General features: G+C 58.8%; 17 protein-coding genes. 5 read left to right on the top strand and 12 right to left on the bottom strand.

Annotated elements, in window-relative coordinates; all coding sequences use genetic code 11:
* Nucleotides 1-2: 2 nt before the first annotated feature.
* The 7 genes from tyrR to pspA form a co-directional block, all read right to left on the bottom strand.
* Nucleotides 3-1,583, bottom strand: coding sequence for a transcriptional regulator TyrR (gene tyrR / locus LB453_RS11710; RefSeq protein WP_103795887.1), 1,581 nt, complete (start codon nt 1,581-1,583; stop codon nt 3-5).
* 145 nt (nt 1,584-1,728) lie between these two features.
* Nucleotides 1,729-2,796, bottom strand: coding sequence for a TIGR01620 family protein (locus tag LB453_RS11705; RefSeq protein ID WP_103795888.1), 1,068 nt, complete (start codon nt 2,794-2,796; stop codon nt 1,729-1,731).
* Entirely contained in the window at nt 2,793-4,187 is a 1,395-nt protein-coding gene (locus LB453_RS11700) for a YcjX family protein (RefSeq protein ID WP_103795889.1), read from the bottom strand. The genes LB453_RS11705 and LB453_RS11700 overlap by 4 nt, the downstream gene beginning before the upstream one ends.
* Nucleotides 4,171-4,416 carry a phage shock protein PspD gene (pspD, locus tag LB453_RS11695; protein WP_033746947.1) on the bottom strand — a complete coding sequence of 82 codons (246 nt, stop codon included), beginning with the start codon at nt 4,414-4,416 and terminating at the stop codon, nt 4,171-4,173. Before pspD ends, LB453_RS11700 begins: the two co-directional genes overlap by 17 nt.
* Before the next feature lie 56 nt (nt 4,417-4,472).
* The gene (pspC, locus tag LB453_RS11690) at nt 4,473-4,820 is read right to left on the bottom strand and encodes an envelope stress response membrane protein PspC (protein WP_033746944.1); all 348 of its coding nucleotides are present in this window, start codon (nt 4,818-4,820) and stop codon (nt 4,473-4,475) included.
* A complete protein-coding gene (pspB, locus tag LB453_RS11685; protein ID WP_033746941.1) occupies nt 4,817-5,041 on the bottom strand; it encodes an envelope stress response membrane protein PspB in 225 nt (74 codons plus the stop codon). The genes pspC and pspB overlap by 4 nt, the downstream gene beginning before the upstream one ends.
* Nucleotides 5,042-5,077: 36 nt before the next feature.
* Nucleotides 5,078-5,743, bottom strand: a complete 666-nt coding sequence (pspA, locus tag LB453_RS11680) for a phage shock protein PspA (RefSeq protein ID WP_103795890.1) — start codon at nt 5,741-5,743, stop codon at nt 5,078-5,080.
* Between the two features lie 163 nt (nt 5,744-5,906).
* On the opposite strand from pspA, the gene pspF reads away from it, so the two are divergent.
* The 4 genes from pspF (at nt 5,907) to LB453_RS11660 (ending at nt 10,801) form a co-directional block, all read left to right on the top strand.
* Nucleotides 5,907-6,905: a phage shock protein operon transcriptional activator gene (pspF, locus tag LB453_RS11675; protein ID WP_103795891.1), complete on the top strand. Its 999-nt coding sequence runs from the start codon at nt 5,907-5,909 to the stop codon at nt 6,903-6,905.
* 849 nt (nt 6,906-7,754) lie between these two features.
* On the top strand, nt 7,755-9,377 hold the full coding sequence (gene sapA, locus LB453_RS11670) for an ABC transporter substrate-binding protein SapA (RefSeq protein ID WP_103795902.1): 1,623 nt from the start codon (nt 7,755-7,757) through the stop codon (nt 9,375-9,377).
* On the top strand, nt 9,378-10,343 hold the full coding sequence (gene sapB / locus LB453_RS11665; protein ID WP_103795903.1) for a putrescine export ABC transporter permease SapB: 966 nt from the start codon (nt 9,378-9,380) through the stop codon (nt 10,341-10,343).
* Nucleotides 10,344-10,537: 194 nt separating this feature from the next.
* Nucleotides 10,538-10,801, top strand: a complete 264-nt coding sequence (locus LB453_RS11660; RefSeq protein WP_318011377.1) for a SymE family type I addiction module toxin — start codon at nt 10,538-10,540, stop codon at nt 10,799-10,801.
* Nucleotides 10,802-10,850: 49 nt separating this feature from the next.
* Here LB453_RS11660 and LB453_RS11655 read toward each other — a convergent pair whose 3' ends face one another.
* The 3 genes from LB453_RS11655 to LB453_RS11645 all read right to left on the bottom strand — a co-directional run bounded on the left by LB453_RS11655 (nt 10,851) and on the right by LB453_RS11645 (nt 12,469).
* On the bottom strand, nt 10,851-11,105 hold the full coding sequence (locus tag LB453_RS11655) for a hypothetical protein (RefSeq protein ID WP_103795905.1): 255 nt from the start codon (nt 11,103-11,105) through the stop codon (nt 10,851-10,853).
* Nucleotides 11,092-12,126, bottom strand: coding sequence for a VENN motif pre-toxin domain-containing protein (locus LB453_RS11650; protein ID WP_224481746.1), 1,035 nt, complete (start codon nt 12,124-12,126; stop codon nt 11,092-11,094). Before LB453_RS11650 ends, LB453_RS11655 begins: the two co-directional genes overlap by 14 nt.
* Before the next feature lie 139 nt (nt 12,127-12,265).
* Nucleotides 12,266-12,469, bottom strand: a complete 204-nt coding sequence (locus tag LB453_RS11645) for a hypothetical protein (RefSeq protein WP_224481745.1) — start codon at nt 12,467-12,469, stop codon at nt 12,266-12,268.
* 178 nt (nt 12,470-12,647) lie between these two features.
* Between LB453_RS11645 and LB453_RS11640 the strand changes: the two genes are divergently transcribed.
* On the top strand, nt 12,648-13,196 hold the full coding sequence (locus LB453_RS11640; RefSeq protein WP_103795906.1) for an RNA 2'-phosphotransferase: 549 nt from the start codon (nt 12,648-12,650) through the stop codon (nt 13,194-13,196).
* On the opposite strand, the gene LB453_RS11635 is transcribed toward LB453_RS11640, so the two are convergent.
* Together LB453_RS11635 and LB453_RS11630 are read right to left on the bottom strand one after the other, a co-directional pair.
* The gene (locus LB453_RS11635; RefSeq protein WP_146053825.1) at nt 13,180-13,608 is read right to left on the bottom strand and encodes a hypothetical protein; all 429 of its coding nucleotides are present in this window, start codon (nt 13,606-13,608) and stop codon (nt 13,180-13,182) included. The genes LB453_RS11640 and LB453_RS11635 overlap by 17 nt on opposite strands.
* A complete protein-coding gene (locus tag LB453_RS11630; RefSeq protein ID WP_224481744.1) occupies nt 13,608-25,352 on the bottom strand; it encodes a hemagglutinin repeat-containing protein in 11,745 nt (3,914 codons plus the stop codon). Before LB453_RS11630 ends, LB453_RS11635 begins: the two co-directional genes overlap by 1 nt.
* Nucleotides 25,353-25,363: the final 11 nt, after the last annotated feature.

Genomic DNA, 25,363 nt, shown 5'->3' with positions numbered 1-25,363 from the left:
TGTCAGCCGCCGTTTTTCTCCTCCTGCTCGCCGCGCCTCTGCCCTAACCCATATTCACGCAGCTTGTTGGCGATAGCCGTATGGGAAACGCCAAGGCGTTTCGCCAGCTTTCGCGTGCTGGGATAGGAGAGATAAAGGCGGGTGAGCACGGAGCGCTCAAAGCGGCTGGTGATCTCATCAAGGGTGCCCTCCATCGCCTCATCCCCCAGCGAGGCGTCCAGCGCCTGTTCAGGCAGCACGATATCCTGCGGACGCAGTTCATGCCCCTCGAGCTGGGTCAGCGCTCGGTAGAGCGCGTTCTTGAGCTGGCGCACGTTGCCCGGCCAGTTGTAGCGCGTCAGCAGCCCGTTAAGCTGCGGCGAGAGGCGTGGACGCGGGATGCCCTGCTCGTCGGCAAAGCGCGCCACAAACATCTCGGTAAGCGGCAGAATATCCAGCGGACGCTCGCGCAGCGGCGGCAGATGCAGCGTTAACACGTTCAGGCGATAAAAGAGATCTTCGCGGAACTCGCCGCGCTGCACCAGCTCAATCAGGTTCTTCTGCGTGGCGCAGATAACGCGCACGTCGACATGCACCTCATGCTCTTCCCCGACGCGGCGGAAGGTGCCGTCGTTCAGGAAGCGCAGCAGCTTGGTCTGCATACGCGGCGACATTTCGCCAATCTCATCCAGCAGCACCGAGCCGCCGTTGGCCTGCTCGAAAAAGCCTTTTTTCCCCTCCAGCGCGTTGGGATAGGCGCCGGCGGCATGGCCGAAAAGTTCGCTCTCCGCAACGTCGTCCGGCAGCGAGGCGCAGTTTAGCGCCAGGAACGGCTTCTTGCCGCGCGCGCTGCGCAGGTGGCAGGCGCGCGCCAGCATATCTTTGCCGGTGCCGGTATCCCCGACGATCAGCAGCGGCGCGTCGTGCATCGCCAGCTTGCGTGCCTGGTCGATCACCTGACGCATCTTCGGCGTCACCGCGATGATATGGTCAAACTCCGACTCGTCGGTTACCACCAGGTTTTGCAGCTGACGCCCCATGCGCGCGGTGGATTTCAGCATCACCATGGCGCCAACCGGCTGGTCGCCCGTGCCCTCATCGGCGGTCAGGTAGATAGGACGCGCCTCCATCAGGAAGTCGCGGCCGTCGATCACCACATGCTGCGCCTGCGCCTCGACGCGGTCGCTCTCCAGCCAGCGCTGGAAGTTAAAGCCGCTAATCAGGTTGCCGGCGCTGTGGTTGCGAATTTTTTGCTCGTCGAGGTCGAACAGCTGCTGCGCAGCCGGGTTCGCCAGCTCCACTTTGCTTTTCAGGTCGATGGAAAAAACCGGCTCCGGCATGGCGACCAGCAGCGCGCTCAGGGCGCGATGTTCCCGCTCCGAAGGCATATAGGCGACGGTGCGCACGTCGGTTACGCCCGGCGTGCGGCGGATTTCCGCCATCAGGCTGCTGAACTGGTCAAATTCAAGCGCAGAGAAGTTAAGGTAAATACGGCCGAGCGCCGCGATTTCTATGCCGCGTAAATCGATGTTACGGGCGACTAACAGATCGAGCAGCTCGCGCGCCAGACCGATGCGGTCCTGGCAGAAGACTTCAAGACGCATTGCGATGGCCTTAGTCAGGTGAAGAATCGGGAGATAATACGCTAACTTGCGGCAGGTCTGAAGAGGCGTGGAAGCAAAAGTTGACAGTTCTGTTCAGTCTGCGGTGCGCTTCGCGCTGAGGGCAGCGCACCGCAGAAGGAGGCGCTTAGCCTTCGCGCTTCGCGCCGCTTTTGGGCAGCGTCTCTTTAAGCTGGCTAATAAGATCGCGGCGGAAATCGCCCAGGCGCGGCTTATCCTCTTCCAGCCAGGGCAGCGGACGGCAAAGCTCCATCGCCTTGATGCCGAGCCGCGCGGTAAGCAGACCGGCGCCGATGCCCTGCGCGGCGCGCGCGGAGAGCCGGGCGGCGATATCCTGCGACATCCAGTCCATGCCCACTTCGCGCACCAGCTCCGACGCGCCGGCAAACGCCATATTCAGCAGCACCAGGCGAAACAGCCGCAGCCGACTGAAATAGCCAAGCTCAATGCCGTAGATAGCGGCGATGCGGTTTACCAGCCGCAGGTTGCGCCACGCGATAAACGCCATATCCACCAGCGCCAGCGGGCTTACCGCGATCATCAGCGTCGACTCGGCGGCGTGGCGGCCGATTTCGCGTCGCGCCTGACGATCCTGCACCGGCTGCACCAGCTGCGCATAGAGCGTAACGGTTTCGCGATCGTTCTGGCTTTCATGCAGCGAGGCGTGCCAGCGCTGCAGCGCCGGATGCGCCTGATCGAGACCCGCCTGCTGCGCCAGCTTTTCGCAGAAGGCGCGCCCTTTGCCAACGCTGTGGCTGTGCAGCAGTTCGCGTCCAACGTCGCGCGTTTCGGCGCGTGCGCGCAGCTTATAGAGGCGACGCCACTCGCTGGTGAGGGCGCCGACGCCGGCAATCACAATTAAAGCGCCCGCTGCGCCGCTGCCAAGGGCAAACCAGTCGCGCGTCAGCCAGGCGTCGTGCATCCACTGCACGCTCTGCGCCACGACGCTGGCGGCGAACAGCGCCACGCCCGCGCCCACCAGCCGACGCCACAGGCTGCGCTTCGGCCGCAGCGCCTGCTCTACCGCCCGCTCTCCCGCGCCCTCTTCTGCCACCTCGTCGGCCTGCTCGTCGACGGCGAGAAACGCCTGCTGCGCCTCACCCTCGAACGCCTGCGCCGGGCGCAGGGCGGGCTCGCGCGGCCCATCCAGCGGCCGGGCAAAATCGATACGCGGCTTGAGTTGTTCATCGTTCATCGCAGCTTGTCTCCTAATAAAAATTCCAGCGCGGCATCCATGCGGATATGGGGCAGCGGTCGATCGATATCGAGCGGCTGCGGCCGGAACTGTTCAAACTGAAATCCCTGCTGCTGCCAGAAGGCGTGGCCCGGCAGCCGCGGCGGCACTTCGCCCGGATAGAAGGTCAGCGCCTCGCCGTCCGCCAGCCGCTCGCCGCGCAGCGCCGGGATCTTTTCGCCGCGATGGTCCACCAGCCCGCTCTGGGTCGCCTGCACCGACGCCAGACCGATGCAGTCCATGCTGATGCCCTCGAAGGCGGCGTTTTGCCACGCGTCCTGCACCAGCTGCTGCAGCAGCGACACCATATTGCCGTGCTGATCGGCGGTGATATGGTCCGCTTTGGTGGCGGCAAACAGCAGCTTGTCGATCACCGGCGAAAAGAGGCGGCGGAACAGGGTGCGCTGCCCATAGTGAAAGCTCTGCATCAGCTGGGTCAGCGCCAGCCGCATATCGTTAAAGGCCTGCGGGCCGCTGTTTAGCGGCTGCAGGCAGTCCACCAGCACGATCTGACGGTCGAAGCGCAGGAAGTGGTTGCGGTAGAAGTCCTTCACCACATGCTGGCAGTAGTAGCGAAAGCGCTGCTGCAGCATGGCGAAGTTGCTGCCTTTGTCAGCCTGCGCCAGTTTGCCGCGCGCAGACTCGTCCGCTAGCGGCCAAGGAAAGAACTGCAGCGCGGGCGCGCCCGCCATGTCGCCCGGCAGCACAAAGCGCCCCGGCTGGATAAAGTGCAGCCCTTCCGCTTTGCAGCGGTGCAGATAGTCGGTCCAGGCGGCGGCGATGGCGGCCAGCCGGTTTTCGTCGGCGGGCGCAAAGGGATCGAGCGAGGCGCAGAGTTCGCGCCACGGCTGCGCCCACTGCGCGCGATCGCCCTGCAACAGCCCCACCATCTGCCGCGACCAGTCGACATAATCCTGCGCCAGCATCGGCAGGTCGAGCAGCCATTCGCCGGGATAGTCGACGATTTCCAGATAGAGCGTGGCGCTCTCTTTGAAATGACGCAGCAGCGAATCCTGCGAGCGGTAGCGCAGCGCCAGCCGCATTTCGCTGACGCCGCGCGTTGGGGTCGGCCAGGCGGGCGGCGTGCCGTAGAGCTGCGCCAGCCCTTCGTCGTAGGTGAAGCGCGCCGTGCCCATATCGCGCTGCGGAATGCGCTTGACGCCCAGCAGCCGCTCGTCGCGCACCACGGAAAAGAGCGGCAGCCGCGCGCCGCTGTGCACGTTAAGCAGCTGGTTAACTAATGAGGTGATAAAGGCGGTTTTGCCGCTGCGGCTCAGGCCAGTAACCGCCAGGCGCAGATGACGATCCGCGCCGCGGTTGAGTAGTGACAGTAGTTCAGACTTGTTTATCATCTTTTTCCCTGATGAAGCGCGCCGCCGCCCGCTTCATTACGCGCTGCAGCAACGGCTCCAGCGCCAGGGAAAGCAGAATGCGCAGCGGGCGACGCGCAACTGATTTTACCGCCCAGCCGGTCAGTCCGGCCGGTCCATAGCTCACGGCATTGATAATGATGAATTTCCCGACCGACTTCAACGCGGGGGTCGCGCGGCGGCGAAAAGAGGACGTGCGTGAATATAACAAAGTAAACCTCCGGTTGACGGGTATAACGGGGCCGTGGCGGCCCCGTTCAGGGAAAGTCAGAGCTGGCGAAAGCGGCTGCGCACGCTGAACGTTTCAGACGTAACGTAGCGTTCAATCTCGCGCACGCTGTACTCATCGCGCCGCAGCGCGCTTTCCAGCCGGTCGAGCAGTTCGCCGGCGTTGGGCTTTGCTGCGCCCTCTTCGGCATCTGCCGGTTTGACGTCTAGCACAAACCCCAGAATAAAGTAGGCGCAGATAGTAATCGCGAACAGGCCGAAGAACAGCGACAGCACCACGATCACGCGCAGCAGCCGCACCGGGATATCCAGGTACTCAGCCACGCCGGCGCAGACGCCCATCAGCTTCCCTTCGTCCGGTTTACGCCACAGCTTACGTTTAATCATGGCTGTCTCCAGTTGGGATGCTCGGCATCCAGAATAGATTCCAGCGCATGAATGCGGTCGCGCATACGTTCCGCATCCTGCGTCAGCTGCTGCAGGCGCTGAAGATCGCCTGCCGACAGTTCGTTGCCGCTGCGGCGATTGCTGTAGTGCAGCCATAACCAGATTGGCGCAACAAACAGCACGAATATGGTCAGCGGTATAGCGAGAAAAAGTGCGCTCATTGACTCTCCTTAATCACTCTCGCAGATCAAATAGTGTTATTCGCTACGGTTCATTTTGGCTTTCAGCGCTTCCAGCTGCTGGCTGATTTCGTCATCGGCCTGCAGATCGGCGAACTGCGCGTCCAGCGACTTCGACTTGCCGAAACGCTGACTTTCCGCTTCTGCTTCCATATGGTCGATGCGGCGCTCAAAAGATTCAAAACGCGCCATCGCTTCATCCAGCTTGCCGCTGTCGAGCTGGCGACGCGCATCGCGCGAGTTGGAGGCGGCCTGATGACGCAGCGTCAGCGCCTGCTGACGGGCACGGGTTTCGCTCAGCTTTTTCTCCAGCTCGCCGATTTCGCCTTTCATGCGCTCCAGCGTCTCATCGACGTGAGTCACTTCCTGCTGCAGCGAGGCGATCAGTTCGGTCAGCTTCTGTTTTTCGATCAGCGCCGCACGCGCCAGATCGTCTTTCTCTTTGCGCAGCGCCAGCTCCGCTTTTTCCTGCCATTCTGCCTGCTGGATTTCCGCCTGTTCAATGCGGCGGTTCAGCTGTTTTTTCTCAGCCAGCGCGCGCGCCGACGTAGAGCGCACTTCAATCAGCGTGTCTTCCATCTCCTGAATCATCAGGCGTACCAGTTTCTGCGGATCTTCCGCACGCTCCAGCAGCGAATTGATGTTGGCGTTAACGATGTCGGCGAAACGAGAAAAAATACCCATAATGATGTTCCTCTTTGTTTATGTTGGTGCGCCTTGCGCTGATTGTTATATTCAAAAGGCGTGCCAATTTTTATGTTCCTGATTTTTATAGATATTTATTTTTTACAGGGAAGCCCGCGTGGCGTAAGGTAGTTAAATTGATTAAGAGGTGGTGAATTTCATCATGGCTGATAGCAACGATAACCTGTTAGGCGAGTCCAATAACTTTCTTGAAGTCCTCGAGCAGGTTTCCATGCTGGCGCCGCTGGAGAAGCCGGTGCTGGTCGTCGGCGAGCGCGGCACCGGCAAAGAGCTGATCGCCAGCCGCCTGCACTACCTCTCCGACCGCTGGCAGGGCCCCTTTATTTCCCTTAACTGCGCCGCGCTAAATGAAAACCTGCTCGACTCCGAGCTGTTCGGCCATGAAGCGGGCGCCTTTACCGGCGCGCAGAAGCGCCATCTGGGCCGCTTCGAGCGGGCGGACGGCGGCACGCTGTTTCTCGACGAGCTGGCGACCGCCCCGATGCTGGTGCAGGAGAAGCTGCTGCGCGTCATCGAGTATGGCCAGCTGGAGCGCGTCGGCGGCAATCACGCGCTGCAGGTTAACGTGCGGCTGGTGTGCGCCACCAACGAGGATCTGCCTGCGCTGGCGGCGGCAGGGAAATTCCGCGCCGACCTGCTCGACCGTCTCGCCTTTGACGTGGTGCAGCTGCCGCCTCTGCGCGAGCGGCGCAGCGACATTCTGGTGATGGCGGAGCATTTCGCTATTCAGATGTGCCGCGAGCTGGGGCTGCCGCTGTTTCCGGGCTTTACGCCCGAGGCGCAGGAGACGCTGCTGGCGTATCAGTGGCCGGGCAATGTGCGCGAGCTAAAAAATGTGGTGGAGCGTTCGGTTTACCGTCATCACAGCAGCGACGAGCCGCTGGATCGCATCATTATTAATCCCTTTGCGCCGCGCGCGCAGCCAGCGACTACCGCGCCGGAGGCCTCCGCCAACGCCCTGCCCGCTTTGCCGCTCGATTTACGCCTGTGGCAGAACCAGCAGGAGCGCGCGCTGGTGGAGGCCAGCCTGCAGCAGGCGAAATATAACCAGCGTCGCGCCGCCGATCTGCTGGGTGTGACCTATCATCAGCTGCGGGCGATGATGAAGAAGCACGGGATTCAGGCGCGCGACGAGGCGTGATTTTGGCATGGCTGGAGCAGCCTCAGCAGTCGCGCAAAAGATGACGGCCCGTTTCCCTAAAGCTTTTGGGCTGAAGCAAGGCGGCAAGAGAGGATATCGCCGGGAGCATACATCAGTATGTGACCGGGGTAGCCGAGCGCAGCCAACGCAGCAGCAGCGCAAAAGATGACGGCCCGTTTCCCTAAAGCTTTTGTGCTGAAGCAAGGCGGCAAGCGAGGATATCGCCGGGAGCATACATCAGTATTTGACCGGGGTAGCCGAGCGCAGCCAACGCAGCCAACGCAGCCAACGCAGCCAACGCAGCAGCAGCGTAAAAGATGACGGCCCGTTTCCCTAAAGCTTTTGTGCTGAAGCAAGGCGGCAAGCGAGGATATCGCCGGGAGCATACATCAGTATGTGACCGGGGTAGCCGAGCGCAGCCAACGCAGCAGCAGCGCAAAAGATGACGGCCCGTTTCCCTAAAGCTTTTGTGCTGAAGCAAGGCGGCAAGCGAGGATATCGCCGGGAGCATACATCAGTATGTGACCGGGGTAGCCGAGCGCAGCCAACGCAGCAGCAGCGCAAAAGATGACGGGAAAAAAAAGCCCGCTTGCGCGGGCAACAATACTGGAAGCAATGTGAGCAATGTCGTGCTCTTCACCGGTAGAGCCACCGCTGAAGCGCAATCAAATAATAATCATTCTTGTTCTCACCTGTAAAGCTCTAATTGAGAATTTTTCTCATTACCACAGCAAGGGTGTGTCTATACCCCGCCCTCTGGCGAAAATCCCCCCAGCCGCTTCACCATGTTTTGGGACATCGCCGCCTTTGCGATACACTCAGCCTATTGCCCGAACACCGTTGAGTTCTATGTCAAAACTAATTTCGTCGCTGATGCTTATCCTCAGCGTATTAAGCGCCTCTGCCTGGTCGGCAGAAAGCCGCGATATTCGCCACAGCGGCTTTGTTTACTGCGTCAACGGCACGCTTAACACCTTTAATCCGCAAATGGCGAGCAGCGGCCTCGCCGTGGATACCCTCGCCGCGCAGCTCTACGACCGTTTACTGGATGTCGATCCCTACACCTATCGCCTGGTGCCCGACCTGGCATCTTCATGGGAAGTGCGCGATAACGGCGCAACCTACCGCTTCCACCTGCGCAGCAAGGTCTCTTTCCAGCGTACCTCCTGGTTCACGCCGACGCGCGCGATGAACGCCGACGATGTGGTGTTCAGCTTTGCCCGCATGTTCGATCGCAACCATCCGTGGCACAACGTTAACGGCGGCAATTACCCTTACTTCGACAGCCTGCAGTTTGCTGATTCGGTGCAGAGCGTTAAAAAGCTCAACGGCAATACCGTTGAGATCCGGCTTAACAGCCCGGACGCCTCGTTTCTCTGGCATCTGGCAACCCACTATGCGCCGGTGCTGTCAGCGGAATATGCTGACCAACTGACCCGCAGCGGCCGACAGGAGCAGCTCGATCGCCAGCCGGTGGGCACTGGCCCCTATCAGCTCAGCGAATATCGCGCCGGACAGTATATTCGGCTGGCGCGCAATCCCGCCTACTGGAAAGGGGTGCCGCGCCTGCAGCAGGCGGTGATCGATATGGGCGCGGGCGGCACGGGCCGGCTCTCCAAACTGCTGACGGGCGAGTGCGACGTGCTGGCTTATCCCGCCGCCAGTCAGATCTCTATCCTGCGCGACGATCCTCGCCTGCGCATGACGCTGCGCCCAGGCATGAACATCGCATACCTGGCGTTCAACACTCGCAAAGCGCCGCTGGACCGCCCTGAAGTGCGCCACGCGCTGGCGCTGGCGATCAATAACGAACGGCTGATGGAGTCGATCTACTACGGGACGGCGGAAACCGCCGCTTCGGTGCTGCCGCGCGCCTCCTGGGCTTACGATAACGAAGCGCGCGTCACTGAATATGATCCGAAAAAAGCGCGCGCGATGCTGGCGTCGCTGGGTATTACCGATTTGCATCTGCGTCTGGTGGTGCCGTCCGCCTCACAGGCATGGAACCCCAGCCCGCTGAAAACGGCGGAGCTGCTGCAGGCCGATCTGGCGCAGGTTGGCGTTAAGGTGAGCATTGCCCCCGTAGAGGGCCGCTTTCAGGAAGCGCAGCTGATGGCGATGAACCACGATCTCACTCTGACCGGCTGGGCGACCGACAGTAACGATCCCGACAGTTTTTTCCGTCCGCTGCTGAGCTGCGCGGCGATTCGCTCGCAGACCAACTATGCGCACTGGTGCTCGCCTGGCTTCGATGAGACCCTGCAGAAGGCGCTGCTGTCGCAGCAGCTGGCGGGCCGCATTGAGAACTATCATCTGGCGCAGCAGATGCTGGCGCGCGATCTGCCGGTGCTGCCGCTCGCCTCTTCGCTGCGGTTGCAGGCCTACCGCCACGATATTAAAGGCCTGGTGTTAAGCCCGTTCGGCAACGCCTCTTTTGCCGGAGTTTACCGTGATGAGCGCGAGGAGCCGTAAGTGATCATCTATATGTTGCGTCGCCTGTTGTTGCTGGTGATTACCCTGTTCCTGCTGTCGCTGGTGGGCTTTAGCCTTAGCTATTTTACGCCCAACGCGCCGCTGGAGGGCGCTTCGCTGTTCGACGCCTGGTGGTTCTGGTTTAGCGGCATGCTGCAGTTTGATTTCGGCGTCTCCAGCACCAACGGCCAGGAGATCGGCCAGCAGCTGCGCGAGGTGTTCCCCGCCACGCTTGAGCTGTGCGTGCTGGCATTTGTGCTGGCGCTGCTGACCGGGATTCCGCTCGGCATCTGCGCCGGCGTGACGCGCAATAAGTGGCAGGACAAGGTAATCAGCGCGCTGGCGCTGCTCGGCTTTTCGATGCCGGTATTCTGGCTGGCGCTGCTGTTTACGCTGTTCTTTTCGCTGACGCTCGGCTGGCTGCCGGTGTCCGGCCGCTTTGACCTGCTCTATCCGGTGCAAAATATTACCGGGCTTGCGCTGGTTGACGCCTGGCTGAGCCCGTCGCCGTGGCGTCACGAGATGCTGGTCAGCGTAGTGACGCATATGATCCTGCCGGTGATTGTGCTGGCGGTCGCCCCCGCTACCGAAGTGATCCGCCTGCTGCGCGCCAGCACCAGCGAGGTGATGGATAAAAACTACGTGAAGGCGGCCGCCACGCGCGGGCTGTCTCGTTTTACCGTGATCCGCCGCCATGTGCTGCATAATGCGCTGCCGCCGGTGATCCCGCGTCTGGGCCTGCAGTTTTCCACCATGCTGACGCTGGCGATGATTACCGAGATGGTGTTCAACTGGCCTGGACTGGGCCGCTGGCTTATTAATGCGATTCGTCAGCAGGATTACGCGGCGATTTCCGCAGGCGTGATGGTGGTTGGCGGGCTGGTGATTCTGGTGAACGTGGTTTCCGATATTATTGGCGCGGCGTTGAATCCGCTGAAGCATAAAGAGTGGTATGCGTTGCGGTAGGGAATGTGGGATGGCGGTGCGTTTCTTGTATGTTTGTCCATACGAGACTTACGTCGTAAGCAGAGTCTTCACATACGGGCGCATCAAATGGTTCGGGCAGGTTTAAAGAACTGCCCGCGGCAGGGCGTGTAATTATTGCTGACAAGGTTTCACTTTCCATCAGCGCCCTGACGCTGTTGGCTACCAGCCGGGCCGTGCATAACGCGATATTTTTGCGCGGCGAGTGGATTTCACAGGCAGGGTTTACGCCGGGGATGCCGGTTAAGATGCGGGTGATGCCGGACTGCATCGTCATCACCACCCAGAACACCCGCGAGCTGTGGGGTTGCGCCGAGGGCTTAAGCGTCGCCGGAATCAACAGGCCGAAGATCCTCCAGTGGCTGGAAGGGTTTCCGGGAGCGATTAATGACACCGGCGATCTGCCGGTGATTAAGCGCGGGAACGGGCACTGTGGGTAAACCCGACGGCTGATAAAGCGATCCCGGCTCAGTGGCCGGGATTTGTTAATCATATTAAACCTAAAGATTCGGGTAAATCCCTAACATATTCTGATTTATCGCCTTCATATTCATTTGATAAATCAATAAAAATATTAGCAAGATTGTTCCGTTCTTCCTCATTTAACAACTGAAGTTCTGCTGCTACTTGTTCCATTGCTTCTACAGCAGCATCAGGATCAAGAAGCTCTTCGCTCGTAAATTCTAAGAAAATAGCCAGATCTGCAACGATTTTAGCTAGTTTGACTTCGCTACTCTTTGACAATTTTCACCTCTATGTTCTTGATACCTAACTCATCAAACATCTTTTGAGCACGATTAGCCTGAGTCTGATTTGGCACTTCCCAGCGCCCTGTCATACCATTATTTTTCAGTGCTTCTGATTGTCTCAGAGCTTGGTTTTTCGCTTTTTGAGTTGTCACTACAGATATTTTTCTATCTATCATGACATTGCCATTCACTCCATCGAATCGAACCGGTTTGCTATTTCCATTAGCATCAATTCTATCAATGGTGGGAGCTTGACCTTTTTGAGTATCAATATTTGACCGGGCACCTGTCGCAGAGTCGTTATAATCCCTTGCTCTCTGGCTCATTCCCGCATTTTCATCAACCCATTTTATCTGTATATCATCGCTGGCCTTATTAATCAGCCTGGAAGCAGATTCAAGATCACCTTTTGCCAGTGCCTTCTCTGCCGCCTTAAGTGACTTACCAACAAGTTCCCCACCCGGCACAATAGCAATTACCGCTGCCAGATAATCTATTGCGCTTTCTGCTTCTGCAAATCCCTTGATATCTCCTGCAACAGGAACAAAGTCTACCCCGAATGAGGCGACATCTTTCAGTGCTTCCCGGCGCTGATCATACATTTTGGCGCCACAGGCGTCCGGGCTTAATCCGGCGCATTCCTCCCGCCTGAACCGTTCTTCTTCTGCCTTATTCAGCTTATCGAGTTTATCCGCCGGTGATTGCCCCGAAGCAAGTTGCTCTGCGATATCACTCAGAGAGTTATTCTCAACCGCATTCTTCCCGGCCCCCGCCCCGGTCCCGCCTCCCAGCGTCGAATCCGATGCGATCCCACCCGCCAGCCCTGCCGCCATCTGGCTCAGCGCGCTCACCGTCTGCTTCTGGCTCTCCGTCAGGTCGCGGATATCCGTGTCCGGATACATCACCTTCACGATGGCTTTCGCCGCCAGCTCTCCGCCTGCCGCACCCGCTGCGCCTGCCGCCGCGCTGCCGCCCGCTATCTGCGCCAGCACCGCGCCCGCGACCGCGTGCGCCATGGTGTTCGCCAGCACGTCGGTGTGCGGGTTACCCTGGGCGTCATAGGTTGTCGTGGCTTTCTTGATTGCGTTAGCGAGGTACGGCGCCATCGCGCCGCCACCGCTTTGTAGCCCGGGCTTTCATATCGCCGACAACGTTTCATGCCAGCTGCTGGACACCCTGCGCAAAAGCCATCTGGTTGTTGACTTTATCCTTGTCGAAAATCTTGTCGATGCCGCCGTTGGCGTTTACAGTGTCGCGGCTGAGGCCCGTCACGTCCTGCGTCTGATGCTGAGCGTCGCGCACCCTAATCGCATCGTCCGTCACCGCCGAACGCGTGATGCCGGAAGCGCTGCCGCTCATATTCATAAAGGTCTACAGCCTTTATCCAGGTATAATTACTCATGTTTGTTTCATGGTCAGCGATGAAAAGATAAGACTTTATTTCCAATAGCTGGAATAATTTTATAAAATGTAGTTTTTCAATTTTTAAACGATGATCCCGGCATATAGAACTGGGATCTTTTAGAGACTAATGTAAATGGATAAACAATACGCAGAAGTAAGCAAATTTTTAAGTTACGTTTTACGTCACCAACCTGAAGCCATTGGTTTAACTCTGGATCGTGAAGGGTGGGCTGATATTGCTTTATTAATTATCTGTGCAACTAAAAACGGTAAACATCTTGACCAACATCTGATTAAATCGATTGTTGAAAATAGTGATAAAAAACGATTCGCGATTTCAGAAGATGGATTACGTATTCGGGCTGTTCAGGGACATTCCTCACAACAGGTTGGTATTGAATATCAAGAAACCCCCCCCCCTGAATTTCTATACCATGGAACTGCTACAAGATTTTTACCGTCAATTAATGAACAAGGGTTAAATGCAAAATCTCGTCAATATGTTCATTTATCCGCAGATGAAGATACAGCAATTCAAGTCGGTTTACGCCATGGCAAACCAGTTGTTCTAAAAATTAAAGCCCTGGACATGTATGAACGGGGCTTTAAATTCTATCAGGCTGATAATGGCGTTTGGTTAACTAAATTCGTTCCCCCATTATTTTTCATTCAGATGGAATAATATATTCAGAACCTAAAGTCACATTGTTAGCAAAAATTTCCATTAAAAAATTTTCAGAAAGAAAAGCAATTTTATAGTGCTTTATCTGTCTTGAGCCACAAAAATGCTTATTCCAAGCAAATGCAGCCTCAGAGTTAGGGTATTCAATCAAGGCTCCTGTTGATGGAGCCTTGACGCTTTTATCGTAATCTATATTGAGTATTGATACGCCGGGAAACGCAGTACGACAAAAAGCACATACCATATCAAATCGTAACTCACGACAATGTATAGTCTGATATTCATCTTCGGTGTCATATTCGATTTTAATAATTAAATCCAACCCATTAGATTCAATAGATACTGCATTCTCCCCATATGAAGGCAACCACTCATAGGGATCCAAAATAGAAACGGCAGCTCCTGACTTCATTATTTTCTCCCGCGAGGAATATCTGAACTACCAGTTTCTGGCAGTTTATTTCTTATTAATTGATCGGCAGCAAGATCATTGTAGGTTTTCCCATCCATTCCTGGTACTTTCACATTCGTTTGGTTGGTTCCGTACCAGTCAGATTTAGGTATCCCTGCACGATCTAATGCTACAGATGTTCTTGTATTAAGGATTAATCTTGTGCCATTCATTTCCACATAATCAACAGACAGTTGACTTGGTTTAATAAGGCCACTACGAATCGCATTGGCTAAGTCATCCACAGTATTTACTGGCTGGCCTGCCATTTGACTATATTTAGCCACCCCTTCGGCACTAAATGTTTCATTGGCCCTAATTTTTGATTGAGCAAAGTTAGCATTTGCGACGGAACCTTGTTCAGGAACGATACCTCTCCCTGTTGTTTCACTAACAGGCTTCACCGTCTGCCCCGGTTTCGATAAACTCCCCGTACTCACTGCCAGTGCGCCATACACTGCATTTGTCATCCCGTCCGCGAACGTCTTTTGCAGACTTGCCGACAGCCAGTCACACTGACCATTACAGTTGTCGATGATGTCAGCGTACCACTTTGCCGAGTCCTCATAGGCACGGCCTACGAGATCGTCCTGAACACGCAACGCCGTGTAAGCTTTTTCGTTCAGCTCTATCTGGGTACGCATCTGCGCCACGCAGGCGGTATCTCCCGCCTCCCAGCATGATTTTAGCTTCAGGATGTTTTCCGCAGACTCCTTGGCCATATCCTTACGAACACCCTGCTCACAGGATGGATTTCCGTTACAGCCTTTGAGTTGCTCGGTGAAGTCCTTCGGCCTTCCCTGACTCAAAAAGTTATTCTCAACCGCATTCTTCCCGGCCCCCGCTCCGGTCCCGCCTCCCAGTGCCGAGTCCGACGCGATCCCACCCGCCAGCCCTGCCGCCATCTGGCTCAGCGCGCTCACCGTCTGCTTCTGGCTCTCCGTCAGGTCGCGGATATCCGTGTCCGGATACATCACCTTCACGATGGCTTTCGCCGCCAGCTCTCCGCCTGCCGCACCCGCTGCGCCTGCCGCCGCGCTGCCGCCCGCTATCTGCGCCAGCACCGCGCCCGCGACCGCGTGCGCCATGGTGTTCGCCAGCACGTCGGTGTGCGGGTTACCCTGGCCGTCATAGGTGGTCGTGGCCTTCTTGATTGCGTTAGCGAGGTACGGCGCCATCGCGCCGCCCGCTGCGGCGCCCAGGTTGCTGGCGCTCAGCCCGCCCAGCGCGCCCGCCACTGCGGTCGCCACCATCGAATAGGTGCCGCCTGTGCCCCACTGCGCCGCCACCGCTTTGTAGCCCGGGTCGCTCTGCACATGCTCATTGAACTGGGCCTGAGAAAGGCGGGCATAGTCAGGATGCTCTTTGAGCAGGCGCTCTGAGGTCTCTTTCGCTGCCGCATCCAGCTTAGAGGCTTTCACATCGCCGTAAATGTTTCCTGCCAGCTGCTGGACGCCCTGCGCAAAAGCCATCTGGTTGTTGACTTTATCCTTGTCGAAAATCTTGTCGATACGGCCGTTGGCGTTTTCAGTGTCGCGGCTGAGGCCCGTCACGTCCTGCGCCTGGTGCTGAGCGTCGCGCACCGTGATCGCACCGTCCGCCACCGCCGAACGCGTGGTGCCGGAAGCGCTGCCGCTCATATTCACAAAGGTCGGTGGGAGCGCGCCGCCCGCAAACTGCTGGCCCGGTGCATTCTCGCTTTTATAGCCGCCGCTGATGCCGAAGGAGGCGCTGCTGGCACTATAGGAGACGTGATTATCAATGCTGTCCCAGCCCAGCGTGCCGGTAGACAGGCGGTTATTCGCCGCATCCGCAGTGGAAGCGATAACCGCGCCGTTAAGCTGCGTATGGTTGCCGACAAAGATGTCATAGCCGCCGTCACCCGCAAACAGCCCGCTCTGGTCGCCGACGCTGGCGTACTCACTGTTTATCTTGCTTTTGCTGAGGCTTAACCCGGCCGAACCGCCCGTGCCCCAGGTGAAGCTGAAGCCGCCGCAGGCGCTCTGCTGTTTGCTCTGATAGTTATCGGTGTCTTGCAGGCTGGTGAGCGTGAGGTTATTGCCTGCGTTGGCGCTGATGCTGTCGCCCAGCGCCTGTGCGCCTGAGAGCAGCATGTCGTTGCCGCTACTGAGCGTCAGGTTATCCTTCGCGTTAACGCGGCTGTTGACGTTGGTCGTGCTGTCGCCGTTCTCACCGCCGCTGGCCATATAGCCGTTGGCCTGTACGCCGAAGCCGGTTTGCTTACCGATGGCGGCATGCACCCCAGCGCTCCAGCCGGACGATTTGTTGCTGCTCTTCTGTTCGGTATGGTTGCTGGCGGCGACCAGGTTCAGGTCGTGCGCGGCGGCCAGCGTCACATCTTTGCCAGTGATACCGCTGCCTGCCAGCGTTAGATCGCCGCTGGCGCCGTTCGCGCCGGTGGCGACAACAGCGACGCTACCGCCCCCGCTGAGCGAACTGCCGCTGACGGTATTGCTGCTGTATTCCGATGAGGATTTGCTCTTGCTGGACCCGACGTTAAGCTCGATTTTAATGCCGACATCGTCTATTTTGCCATTTGCCAGCGCCAACGCAGAATCTTTTGCCGCGCCCGACATCGCCCAGCCGCTTTCCAGCATCTTCACGGCGTTAAGCGCCTTCAGGCGATCGTCCCCCGCCTGGCTGGCCTCTTTCGCCTGCGAGCCCAGGCTCAGCAGCGCGTCGGTAATCGGGCTGGTGAGCTGCAGCGTCAGGCCGCTCTGCTTCTGCTCATAGCTCTGACGTCGCGTCAGCGTGTCGTTGCCCGGATCGATAGTAACCGATCCACCAACAAGGCTGATATTCTGCTTCGCGATCACGTCGGAACCCGCTACGCGCGCATCCTGACCGGCAACCAGCGTCACGTTACCGCCGGTGCTGCCGATGGTGCTGGCGCTCTGGCTCTGGGTGGTACCGTCCTGCTTCAGCTGCTGTTTCGAGGAGGCGCTGCCAAAGGTCACGCCAATGCCGCCGCCGCTGAACATGCCGCTCTTTTTGGTTTCGCTCAGGCGATAGCTGGTCTGGGTATCGGTAGCCGCCGCGATGGTGAGATCGTTCCCGGCTTTCAGGCCCACATCGCCTGCGCCAATAACCGAGGATCCTTTCACCGTCAGGTCATTGCCCGCGATAATTGAAACGCGATCGCCGCTCAGCTGCGAAGCTTTTTCAGCGGTGGCGCTCTCTTCACTGATGGTGTGGGTGGTCTTTTTGCTGAACAGGCCTTTTTTGGTTTTTGTCTCCTCTTTGTAGGCGTAATCGCTCTCCGTGGCGGTCGTGATGTTCACATCGTGTCCGGCCTGCAGCGCCAGATCGTTGTTCGCGGTGAGGATGCTTGCCTGGCTGGTAATATCGTTTCCAGCCACCAGCGTAGCGCTGCCGCCGCTGACAATTTCAGTGCCCTGCTGACGTACCGTTTCATTGATAACGGTTTTCTTGCTGCCGCGTTCGCTGTTGCCGGTTCGGCTCTCTTCCGCGTTCAGGTTGATATCCCGTCCGGCCTGCAGTCCGACATCGCCGTCTGCAACGATTGCTGCTGCCTGGCTGGTGAGATTGCGTCCGGCTGAAATCGAAAGGTCGCCGCCGCTGGTTATGGCTGTGCGGTCAACGTCAGAAGTATGCGACTCTTTATTCCCTTTGCTGCTGTTCTGGCTGGTAGCGGCGCTGTTAAGATTTACATCGTTGCCTGCTGCCAGGGCAGTATCGCCTTTGCCCGCAAGCGAACTGGCGATGATGCTCAGGTTATGTCCCGCGTTTAGCGCCAGATCACCACCAGCGGCTATCTGACTGCCGACATTGCTCACCGTTTGAGTACTGCTTTTTTCGGTCTTATACCAGCCTGCTTTTTTACCGCTCTGAGACTGACCTTCGATCTGCTGATTGCCCTTGATGGCGATATCGTTCCAGGCGTTCAGCAATAAATTGCCGCCCGCAGACAGGTTTGCTGCTGTCAGCCCGATGTTATTTCCGGCGCTCAGGCTCAGATCGTCAATTGATGTTATTGAAGCAGTCTGCCCATTGAGGGTTTCGCTAAACGATTTGGTACCTGCATCCAGGCTCCACTGCTGCGAGGTGGTAATGCTGTTGATGCTGCCATTGAGGCTCTCAAGCTCGACCTTTTTGCCCTTTATGGCTGAACTCACATTATTGATATCGCCAAGCGCGCTGAGTTTCAGGTCACCGCTTGCGCTGATAAGTCCGGCGCTGAGGTTATCAATACGGTTCTGACTGTCGACGGCCATGCCATTTTTTGCCGTCAGTGTGCTGCTATCGTTAACGATATTGCCGCTGGATAAGGTGACATTGTTGCCTGCAATCACGCTGCCGTTATTCATTTCGGCATCTTTAGATGACAGATAAACTTTCGGCACCATTACCGTCTGGCCATTAATTGTCGTCGCTTCCCACCAGATAATGCTTTTATCCAGCGCAGCCACCTGATCGGCGCTTAGCGATACGCCGAACTGTAGCCCCAGCGACTGCTGTGCGGCCGCGGCGTTATCCATCAGATAGCGCATTTGCTCCAGATCCGAGCCAATGCCGTGCAGATAACGACTGCCCGTCTGATTCAGAACTGTATTGCTGACGTATCGCGTATCAAAAGCCGCGTCGCCAAGAAAGCGGTAATCGCTATCTGGTTTGAGATCCAGCCGGTTAAGCAGATAAGACGATCCAAGGAAGGTATTGACGTCGGTATATTGCTGACGGATTTCCGTCGGCGCGCTGCCGGGATGTTTGCCTAAGAGCGTATTGAGATCGCCAAAGAGATTGCTGTCGAGTTGCCCCAGCCCGTTCAGTTTGGGGTTGATGGTGATCAAATAGGGGCTGTCATTGTTACCCGCGACGAAGTAACCGTTGTTGCTGACTGGCAGAGGATAAGCGCTGGTATCAACTTTTGTGGATATATTGTGCAGCAAAGAAGTGGGTGTAAGGTTGCCTTTTACCAGGTTACCCGCCTGACCCAATGCAGCCAGGCCCTGATGTGCGGCTGACAGTTGCGTCAGAGACGCTTCGCCCGGCTTTGTACCATCCAGCGCCACGCCACCATTTACCTGCTGTAACGCATTTTGTAACTGATCCCGCCATGCAGGCGAGTTTACGGCAACCTGGCTGCTGGCTGCTAAGGTTTGGCGCTGCGTCGTGCCTGTCTGGTTCAGTGCGGCTAACCCAGCGACGGCAGGTGCGGTCAGGGTATTGCCGTTCCACCCGGCATTAGCAGTGGTGGATGTATTGCTAATGTCACCACTAAAGCTGGCGCTGACGTTGCCGCCAGCCTGAATCACTGAACGATAAAGTTCGCCGGGTGTGAAAGTTGACTCATGACCAACAAGTTCAAAATAAATTGTATTAACTTTAGGTTTAGTAGGCACCTTAGTGCTGGAGGCTATAGTTGCTAAAGGCGGTGCGTTTTTACTGTTCTTTAAAGCATACTTATAAACTAGGTTTTCAACTTTTTTCCCTGCCTGCCAACTCTGATTATTAAGCTGAGAACCAAAGAGCGAAATATTTTGATTTGCAAGAATGTTGCTAGCCTGGTTGTCAAGGGAATTTGCATAGATAATCAGATTGTTACCGGCTGATATACGCCCGGCGCTCCCTTTTGAAACGACACTGACACTCGTTTCTGAAGTAGCAAACTTTTGAGTTGCGTAATCGGCGAAAGGCGCATAGTAGTAATTTGTGACTTTATTGTAATTACAGGCACCATGACCATTGCATGGTCCTGTCTGATGTATACCTGTTTTCGAGTAATATCCCCAGGTTCCATCCTCCATTTGCGTATAGGGTAAATCAATTGAAGCGTTACCTACCCCCGAAACAGTGTTGATTTGCTTTGTACTCTCTTGAACCTGCAGCCCATCCCGCGTATTCAGCAGATGCCCGGTCTTAATATTGATATCGCCATTCTGCGACTCAATAGTGCCCGACGTATTGATCACCTCGCCGTTAGCATTCCCCGCCGCATCGCCCTGCATCCACAGGCTGTTGCCCGCCAGCATATCCCCGCGCTGGTTGCGGATGCTGTTCGCGTAGAGCGCCAGGTTTTGCCCGGCATAGAGCAGCGCAGCGTTGACGATGCTGCCTGGCGAGCTCAGGGTCAGACTACCCAGCGTACCGGTAAAACCATTAATCGTGATGTCGCTACGGCTGTTCAGGCTGACGTTGCCGCCGCCCTGTAAGGTGCCGCTGCCGTTCATGGCGATACGGTTGCCGCTCAGGCTGCTGTCGCCGCTCCCGGTGGTGATCTGGCCGTTATTGGTCAAATCGCCGCCCGCGCTCAGCGTCAGCGCCTGGCCCTGCAGGGTGCTCTGATTATCGATCGCGCCGTTGCTGCTGATGCTGAGCCGGTTGCCCGCCGCCAGCGTGTTGCGGACGGTAAAGCCGTTAATCAGGTTCAGGGCGGCGTCGCCGAGCGCCACCACCTGACCCAGCTGGTCGAAGCCGCCGCTCTCCAGCAGCAGGTTGCCGCCGCTGAAGAGTCTGCCGCTCGCCTGCTGCGTCACCTGCGACGCCTTCACGTTAAGCTGACTGACGCCCAGCAGCGTTCCATTGTTGGTGAGCTGCGCATAGTTCACCGTCAGGCTGCCGCCCTGCGCGGTGCCCTGGTTTTGCAGCTGCGCGCCGGTCAGCGTGCCCTGCCCGTCGGCCAGCAGCGTGCCGCTGTTGCTGGCGTTTGCCGCATTCAGCGTCAGCTGCATCGCCTGCAGCCAGCCGCTGTTGGTCAGCTGCGGCGCGTTCAGCGTCAGCTCGCCAGCCGACAGTACTCTGCCGCTATTGGTTGCCGAACTGTTGGCGGTGAGGCGGCTGTTCGCACCCTGAATCAGGCCGTAGTTATAGAGCTCCGGCGTGGTAAGCGTCAGTCCGCTCTGGCTGAGCAGCGTGCCGCTGCCCTCATTAGTCACGCGGCCGCTGGCGGTGAGCAGCAGGTTGCTGTCGCCCTGCAAACGCCCGCTGTTGGCGACGGCTCCGGTGGTCATGGCCAGATCCGCCCCCTGCACCCGTCCGGCGTTATTGACGGCGGCGGCCTGCAGCTCCAGCCGGCCGCCGCTCAGCAGCGAGCCGTTCTGCTGCTGCGTCAGCGTATTGCCAAGCAGGGTCGTTAGCCCGTTAACGCCAGAAATCTCTCCGCCGTTATCTAAGGTGGTGCCGTTCAGCGTCAGGTTTTTCGCTATCCACTGTCCCTGATTGCTGAGGCTGAGCGCGCTGAGCGCGGCGGTGCCGTTGGCGGTGATTTTACTGCCCGCCGAGGATGAGAGCCGGTCGCGCAGGTTGAGCTGCATGGCGTCGGCGCTCTGGATCGCGCCGCCGTTGGCGAGACTTGCGGCGTTCAGCAGGATCTGCTGTCCCTGCCACGTTCCGTTATTGGTGACGGTATCGCCGGTGATGCTCAGCGTGCCCTGCGTCAGCAGCTGCCCGCCGGGATTGTTGATCAGGACGCGCGCTGGCTGAGCCTGTACCGCCAGCAGGCGCAGGGCGCGAACCGCTGCGGCCGGGCCCAGCGTCAGCGACTGCAGGCCGATCAGGCTGCCCTGATTGGTGACGCTGGCGGGCGTAACAGTCAGCGTCTCGCCCTGCACGGTGCCGCCGTTGTTAAGCACACCACCCCGCAGCGTCATCGCTTTTTCTGACAGCAGCGAGCCGCTGTTCTCTGCATCCTGCGCGGTAATCAGCGACGTACCCTGCGACATCACCGCGCCGCCGTTGCGCAGCGCGCCGCTGATCGACGCCGTAAGATTGCCGCTACTCAGCAGCGAGCCCTGATGCTGCCAGCTCTCAGCATCGATCTGCACGCGGTTGCCCTGCAGCGTGCCGTCGCTGTTCAGATCGCGCGCACTGAGCAGCAAATCGCCGCCGCTCAGGGCCTTACCGGACGATGTCTGCGTGACGGCGTTCGTCGCCTGCGCGTCCAGCAGCGTGCTGCCCTGCCACAGTCCGCTGTTGCTGAGCGTATCGCCGTGCAGCAACAGGCTATCCGCCATCAGCCTGCCGCGGTTGTCCAGACGGCCCGCCGTCAGGCTGGCGCTGCCTTTTGTTACCATCGTACCGCTGTTGTCGAGCAGCCCGGCCGTGGTGCCGGTCAGCGTCGCAATGCCGTTCACCGTGCCGCTGTTGGTCAGCTCGCCGAACTGATAGTGCAGATCGCTGCCCTGCATCGCGCCAGCATTGCTGCCGCTGGTTGCCTGCAGGCCGAGATCGCCGCCGCTCAGTAAGGTGCCCGCGCTCAGGTTGTTGAGCTGACCAAAAGCGGTCGACAGCGCTGCGTCGCCCTGCATAAGACCGCGATTCGCTAAGCGGTCGCCCGTCGCCGTGAGCTGCTGCGCAGCCAGGGTACCGGCGTTATCCAGCGTCGCGGCCTGCAGCGTTGCCTGCTGGCGCGCCAGCAGCACCCCGGCATCGCCGTTGCTCAGCGTGCCGGTCAGTCGGGTAGTGACGTTGTCCGCCGTGACCCGTCCGCTGTTGCTGAAGTCGCGTCCGTTTAAGTTGAAGTCGCCAGAAATCTGCAGCAGTCCGGCGTTGGTCAGCGTCGCCGGCGAGAGTGACAGCGAAGAGCCGCTGATAAGCTGGCCGCCGACCGCATTGGCAATAGTCGCGCCGCTGAGGGTAAGCGCGCTGTTGCCCTGCAGCAGTCCTGCGTTATAGAGATTCGCTGTTGTGACATGAAGCTGGTCCGCCGCCAGCGTACCGGCGTTGCGCGTCTCGCCGCTTGTCAGGTCAACACGCTTTTCGCTCAGCAGCGTGCCGCCGTTATCCAGCAGGCCGCTGACCTCTGCGCTGAGCTGCGAGGCAGCGCGCGCGCTGCCTGGGTTCTGCCAGCTGTTTACCCGCAGATCGATCCGATCACCCTGCAGGCTGCCCTGGTTAGTAAGATTATCCCCCTGCACCGCCAGCGTTCCGCCGCTGAGAAGCTGACCGCTCGTCTGGTTGCTGAGCTGGTTGCCCTGGAGCGTCAGTGCGTCCGCGCCCTGCATCAGCCCGCTGTTTACCAGATCGCTCTGCAACGTCAGCACCTGCGCCAGCAGCCAGCCGCTGTTGTCTGTTTTGCCGGCCTGCAGCTGCACGCCCTGCTGCCCCAGGATTTTGCCGCTGTTATTCAGGCTGTCAGCCTTAAGTTGTTCGTCGCCGACGCTGAGCGCGTTGCCGCGATTTTGCCAGTCGGCGGCCGTCAGATTCAGCTGCTGGCCCTGCATCAGGCCGCTGTTTTCAAGCTGGCCAGCATTCAGCTTCAGCTCGCCGCCGCTCAGCAGGGTGCCGCTGTTGGTGAGCCGCTGATCTGCCGCGAGCAGCGCCTGTTTGCCCTGCAGGGTGCCGCTGTTTATCAGGGTTGCGCCGTCGATATTCAGCTGGCTGGCGGCGATCTCTCCGCCGTTAGTCAGCCTGGCGTTATTGAGCTGCAGGGCGTTATCCGCCAGCAGCCGCGCGCCCTGCTGGTTGCTGAAGCTGTCGTTATTAGCAACGATATCCGCCGCGTTGATCTCGCCGCCGTTGGTCAGGCTGGCACCGGCAAGCGTCAGGGTGCCGCCGCTGGTGATAAGGCCCAGGTTGTTTAGCTCGGGCAGATTGAGGCCAAAGCTGTTCTCCGAGCTGACCGTGCCTTGCTTCAGGTTAGTGAGGCGTTGTCCCGTCAGGCTGAGCGCACGGGTGCCCTGAATCAGCCCGTTATTGTCGGTTTCCCCGCTGCTGAGCCGCAGCGCCTGCTGGCTGAGAAGAGTGCCGCTGTTGTTGAGGTGATCCAGCGTAAGCGACGCATCTCCCAGGCTCAGCACCTTGCCGCTGTTCAGCCCGCTGCTTGCCGTGATGGTTAACTGCTGTCCCTGCAGCGCGCCTGCGTTACTGAGCGCGTCGGCCTTGAGGGTTAGCTGCCCGTCGCTCAGCAGCGTTCCGCGGTTGTCGAGCTGCTGGCCCTGCGTCTCCAGCGTCTGCTTCGCCTGCAGCGTCCCGCTGTTGCTTACCTTGCCGCTGTTAATGGCCAGCTGTTCGGCGGCAATTTTTCCGCTGTTGTCCAGGATGTCGTTGTTCAGCTGCAGGCGGTGCTCCGCCAGCAGCGAGCCACCCCCGTTGACGATCGTCTCATTGCGCGCCGTCAGGTTCGCGGCGTTAATTTCTCCGCTGTTGGTCAGGCTGCGGCCGCCCAGCGTCAGCGTCGCGCCGCTGCTGATAAGCCCGCCGTTATCCAGATTCTGGAAAAAGAGCGAGAAGCCGTTATTTGAGCTGAGGGTGCCGCCCGCCAGGTTGTTGAGCTGACCGCCGCTGAAGCTGAGCGCATCCGCGCCCTGCAGCAGGCCGCTGTTGTCGGTTTGCACGCTGTCGAGGGCCAGCACGGGTGCGGAGAGCACGCCCTGGTTGAGCAGATAATCGCTGCGCACCGCAAGGCTGCCGCTGCCGGCGAGGGTCGCGCCGCTGTGGTTGGTTAAGGTGCCCGTGCTGAGCGTGGTCGCGGCCGCGGCAAGCGAACCGCGGTTATCGAGCTGCTGCGCGGTGGCAGAGAGCGTTTTGCCAGCGGTAAATTGCCCGGCATGGCTCAGCTGCTTAGCCGCCTGCAGTTGAATCGTCTCCCCCGCATTTCCCCGGCTGGCCTGGTCTGCCGACAGCGTGCCGCCGCTTAAGCGAATATCCCGCCCCGCCGTGAGATTTGCGCCTTGCGTGGTGAGATTGCCGCTGGCCGACACGGTGATGTCGGCATCGCTCACCAGCGCACCCGGCCCGATGGCGACATCCTGCTGCGCGTTAACCGCAATCTGCCCGGCCGCTTTGTTATCGCCACCTAGCGCGACCGACGCACCTTTTGCCGTCAGCGCCCCGCTGCTCAGGCTGGTATTCAGCGTCAGCTGTCCGCTGCTGTCGAGCTGGATATCGCCCTGTTTCGCCATCAGGTTGCCGAGGTTAACGCCTACACCCTTTTCGCTTGAGACAAGGCGAATGCGGTTGGCGTACATGCCGCCCAGCGCACCGGTATCCACCGCCACCGACGGCGCGGCCCCTTCGCCGGCGATCGGCGTGACCGAGCCATCTGCACCGACGCGGTTTGCGCCCAGCGTCACCGAGAGATCTTTCGCATGGATACCAGCATTGATTTCCGTGGCGCGCGCGACGATCGACACCGCATCCGCGCTGCTGCCGTCCAGCCCCTTGCCCTCAACGATCACCGCGCCTTTGCTCACTTCCAGCGCGGCGAGGTTGCCGTTCGCATCCAGCTGCGGCCTGCCGGTGGTAAGCGTGACGTTCGGCGTGTTAATAAAGCCGCAGCCGTTGCAGGTAATGCCGTACGGGTTGGCGACCATCACGCTGGCGGCTTTGCCCGCCACTTCGGTGTAGCCCTGCAGCTGGGAGCGGTTGGCGCCTGTCACTTCGTTGATGATCGCCCGCGCTTCCTGCCCGGCTTTCAGGTTGGGGTTGTTCTGGATCAGGCCGCCCAGCTGCGTCTGATTAAGCTGGCCGGTGGCATTATTGAGGATCAGCCCTTCCTGTCCGACGTTGTACTGCTGGTACTGGTTATGCGAAACGCCTGCGCCGTTGGGCGCGGCGATATTGACCACCGGCACGCCGTTGCCCGCGGCATCCATCTGCGTGCCGGGGGTAACCGGAATAATCTGCGCCGCCGCCGCGGGCAGCATCGGCTGCACGGCCACCAGATAACAGATAAGGTAGCTCAGCGCGCGGCGGGCAAGGGAAACAGGTTGACGATCGTCCATAATCTTTGCCT

Origin of the sequence: Pantoea agglomerans, assembly GCF_020149765.1 — a bacterium.
GTDB lineage: Bacteria > Pseudomonadota > Gammaproteobacteria > Enterobacterales > Enterobacteriaceae > Pantoea > Pantoea alvi.
This window is presented reverse-complemented; position numbering and strand designations above follow the sequence as displayed.

Bases quoted from the DNA above. Each gene is read 5' to 3' on its own strand.
- LB453_RS11635 (WP_146053825.1), bottom strand. From the start codon at position 13,608: ATGAAGTCAGGAGCTGCCGTTTCTATTTTGGATCCCTATGAGTGGTTG.
- sapA (WP_103795902.1), top strand. From the start codon at position 7,755: ATGTCAAAACTAATTTCGTCGCTGATGCTTATCCTCAGCGTATTAAGC.
- pspC (WP_033746944.1), bottom strand. From the start codon at position 4,820: ATGATTAAACGTAAGCTGTGGCGTAAACCGGACGAAGGGAAGCTGATG.
- pspF (WP_103795891.1), top strand. From the start codon at position 5,907: ATGGCTGATAGCAACGATAACCTGTTAGGCGAGTCCAATAACTTTCTT.
- LB453_RS11645 (WP_224481745.1), bottom strand. From the start codon at position 12,469: ATGAGCGGCAGCGCTTCCGGCATCACGCGTTCGGCGGTGACGGACGAT.
- pspA (WP_103795890.1), bottom strand. From the start codon at position 5,743: ATGGGTATTTTTTCTCGTTTCGCCGACATCGTTAACGCCAACATCAAT.
- pspB (WP_033746941.1), bottom strand. From the start codon at position 5,041: ATGAGCGCACTTTTTCTCGCTATACCGCTGACCATATTCGTGCTGTTT.
- LB453_RS11700 (WP_103795889.1), bottom strand. From the start codon at position 4,187: ATGATAAACAAGTCTGAACTACTGTCACTACTCAACCGCGGCGCGGAT.
- LB453_RS11640 (WP_103795906.1), top strand. From the start codon at position 12,648: ATGGATAAACAATACGCAGAAGTAAGCAAATTTTTAAGTTACGTTTTA.
- LB453_RS11630 (WP_224481744.1), bottom strand. From the start codon at position 25,352: ATGGACGATCGTCAACCTGTTTCCCTTGCCCGCCGCGCGCTGAGCTAC.
- LB453_RS11705 (WP_103795888.1), bottom strand. From the start codon at position 2,796: ATGAACGATGAACAACTCAAGCCGCGTATCGATTTTGCCCGGCCGCTG.
- LB453_RS11650 (WP_224481746.1), bottom strand. From the start codon at position 12,126: ATGGCGCACGCGGTCGCGGGCGCGGTGCTGGCGCAGATAGCGGGCGGC.
- tyrR (WP_103795887.1), bottom strand. From the start codon at position 1,583: ATGCGTCTTGAAGTCTTCTGCCAGGACCGCATCGGTCTGGCGCGCGAG.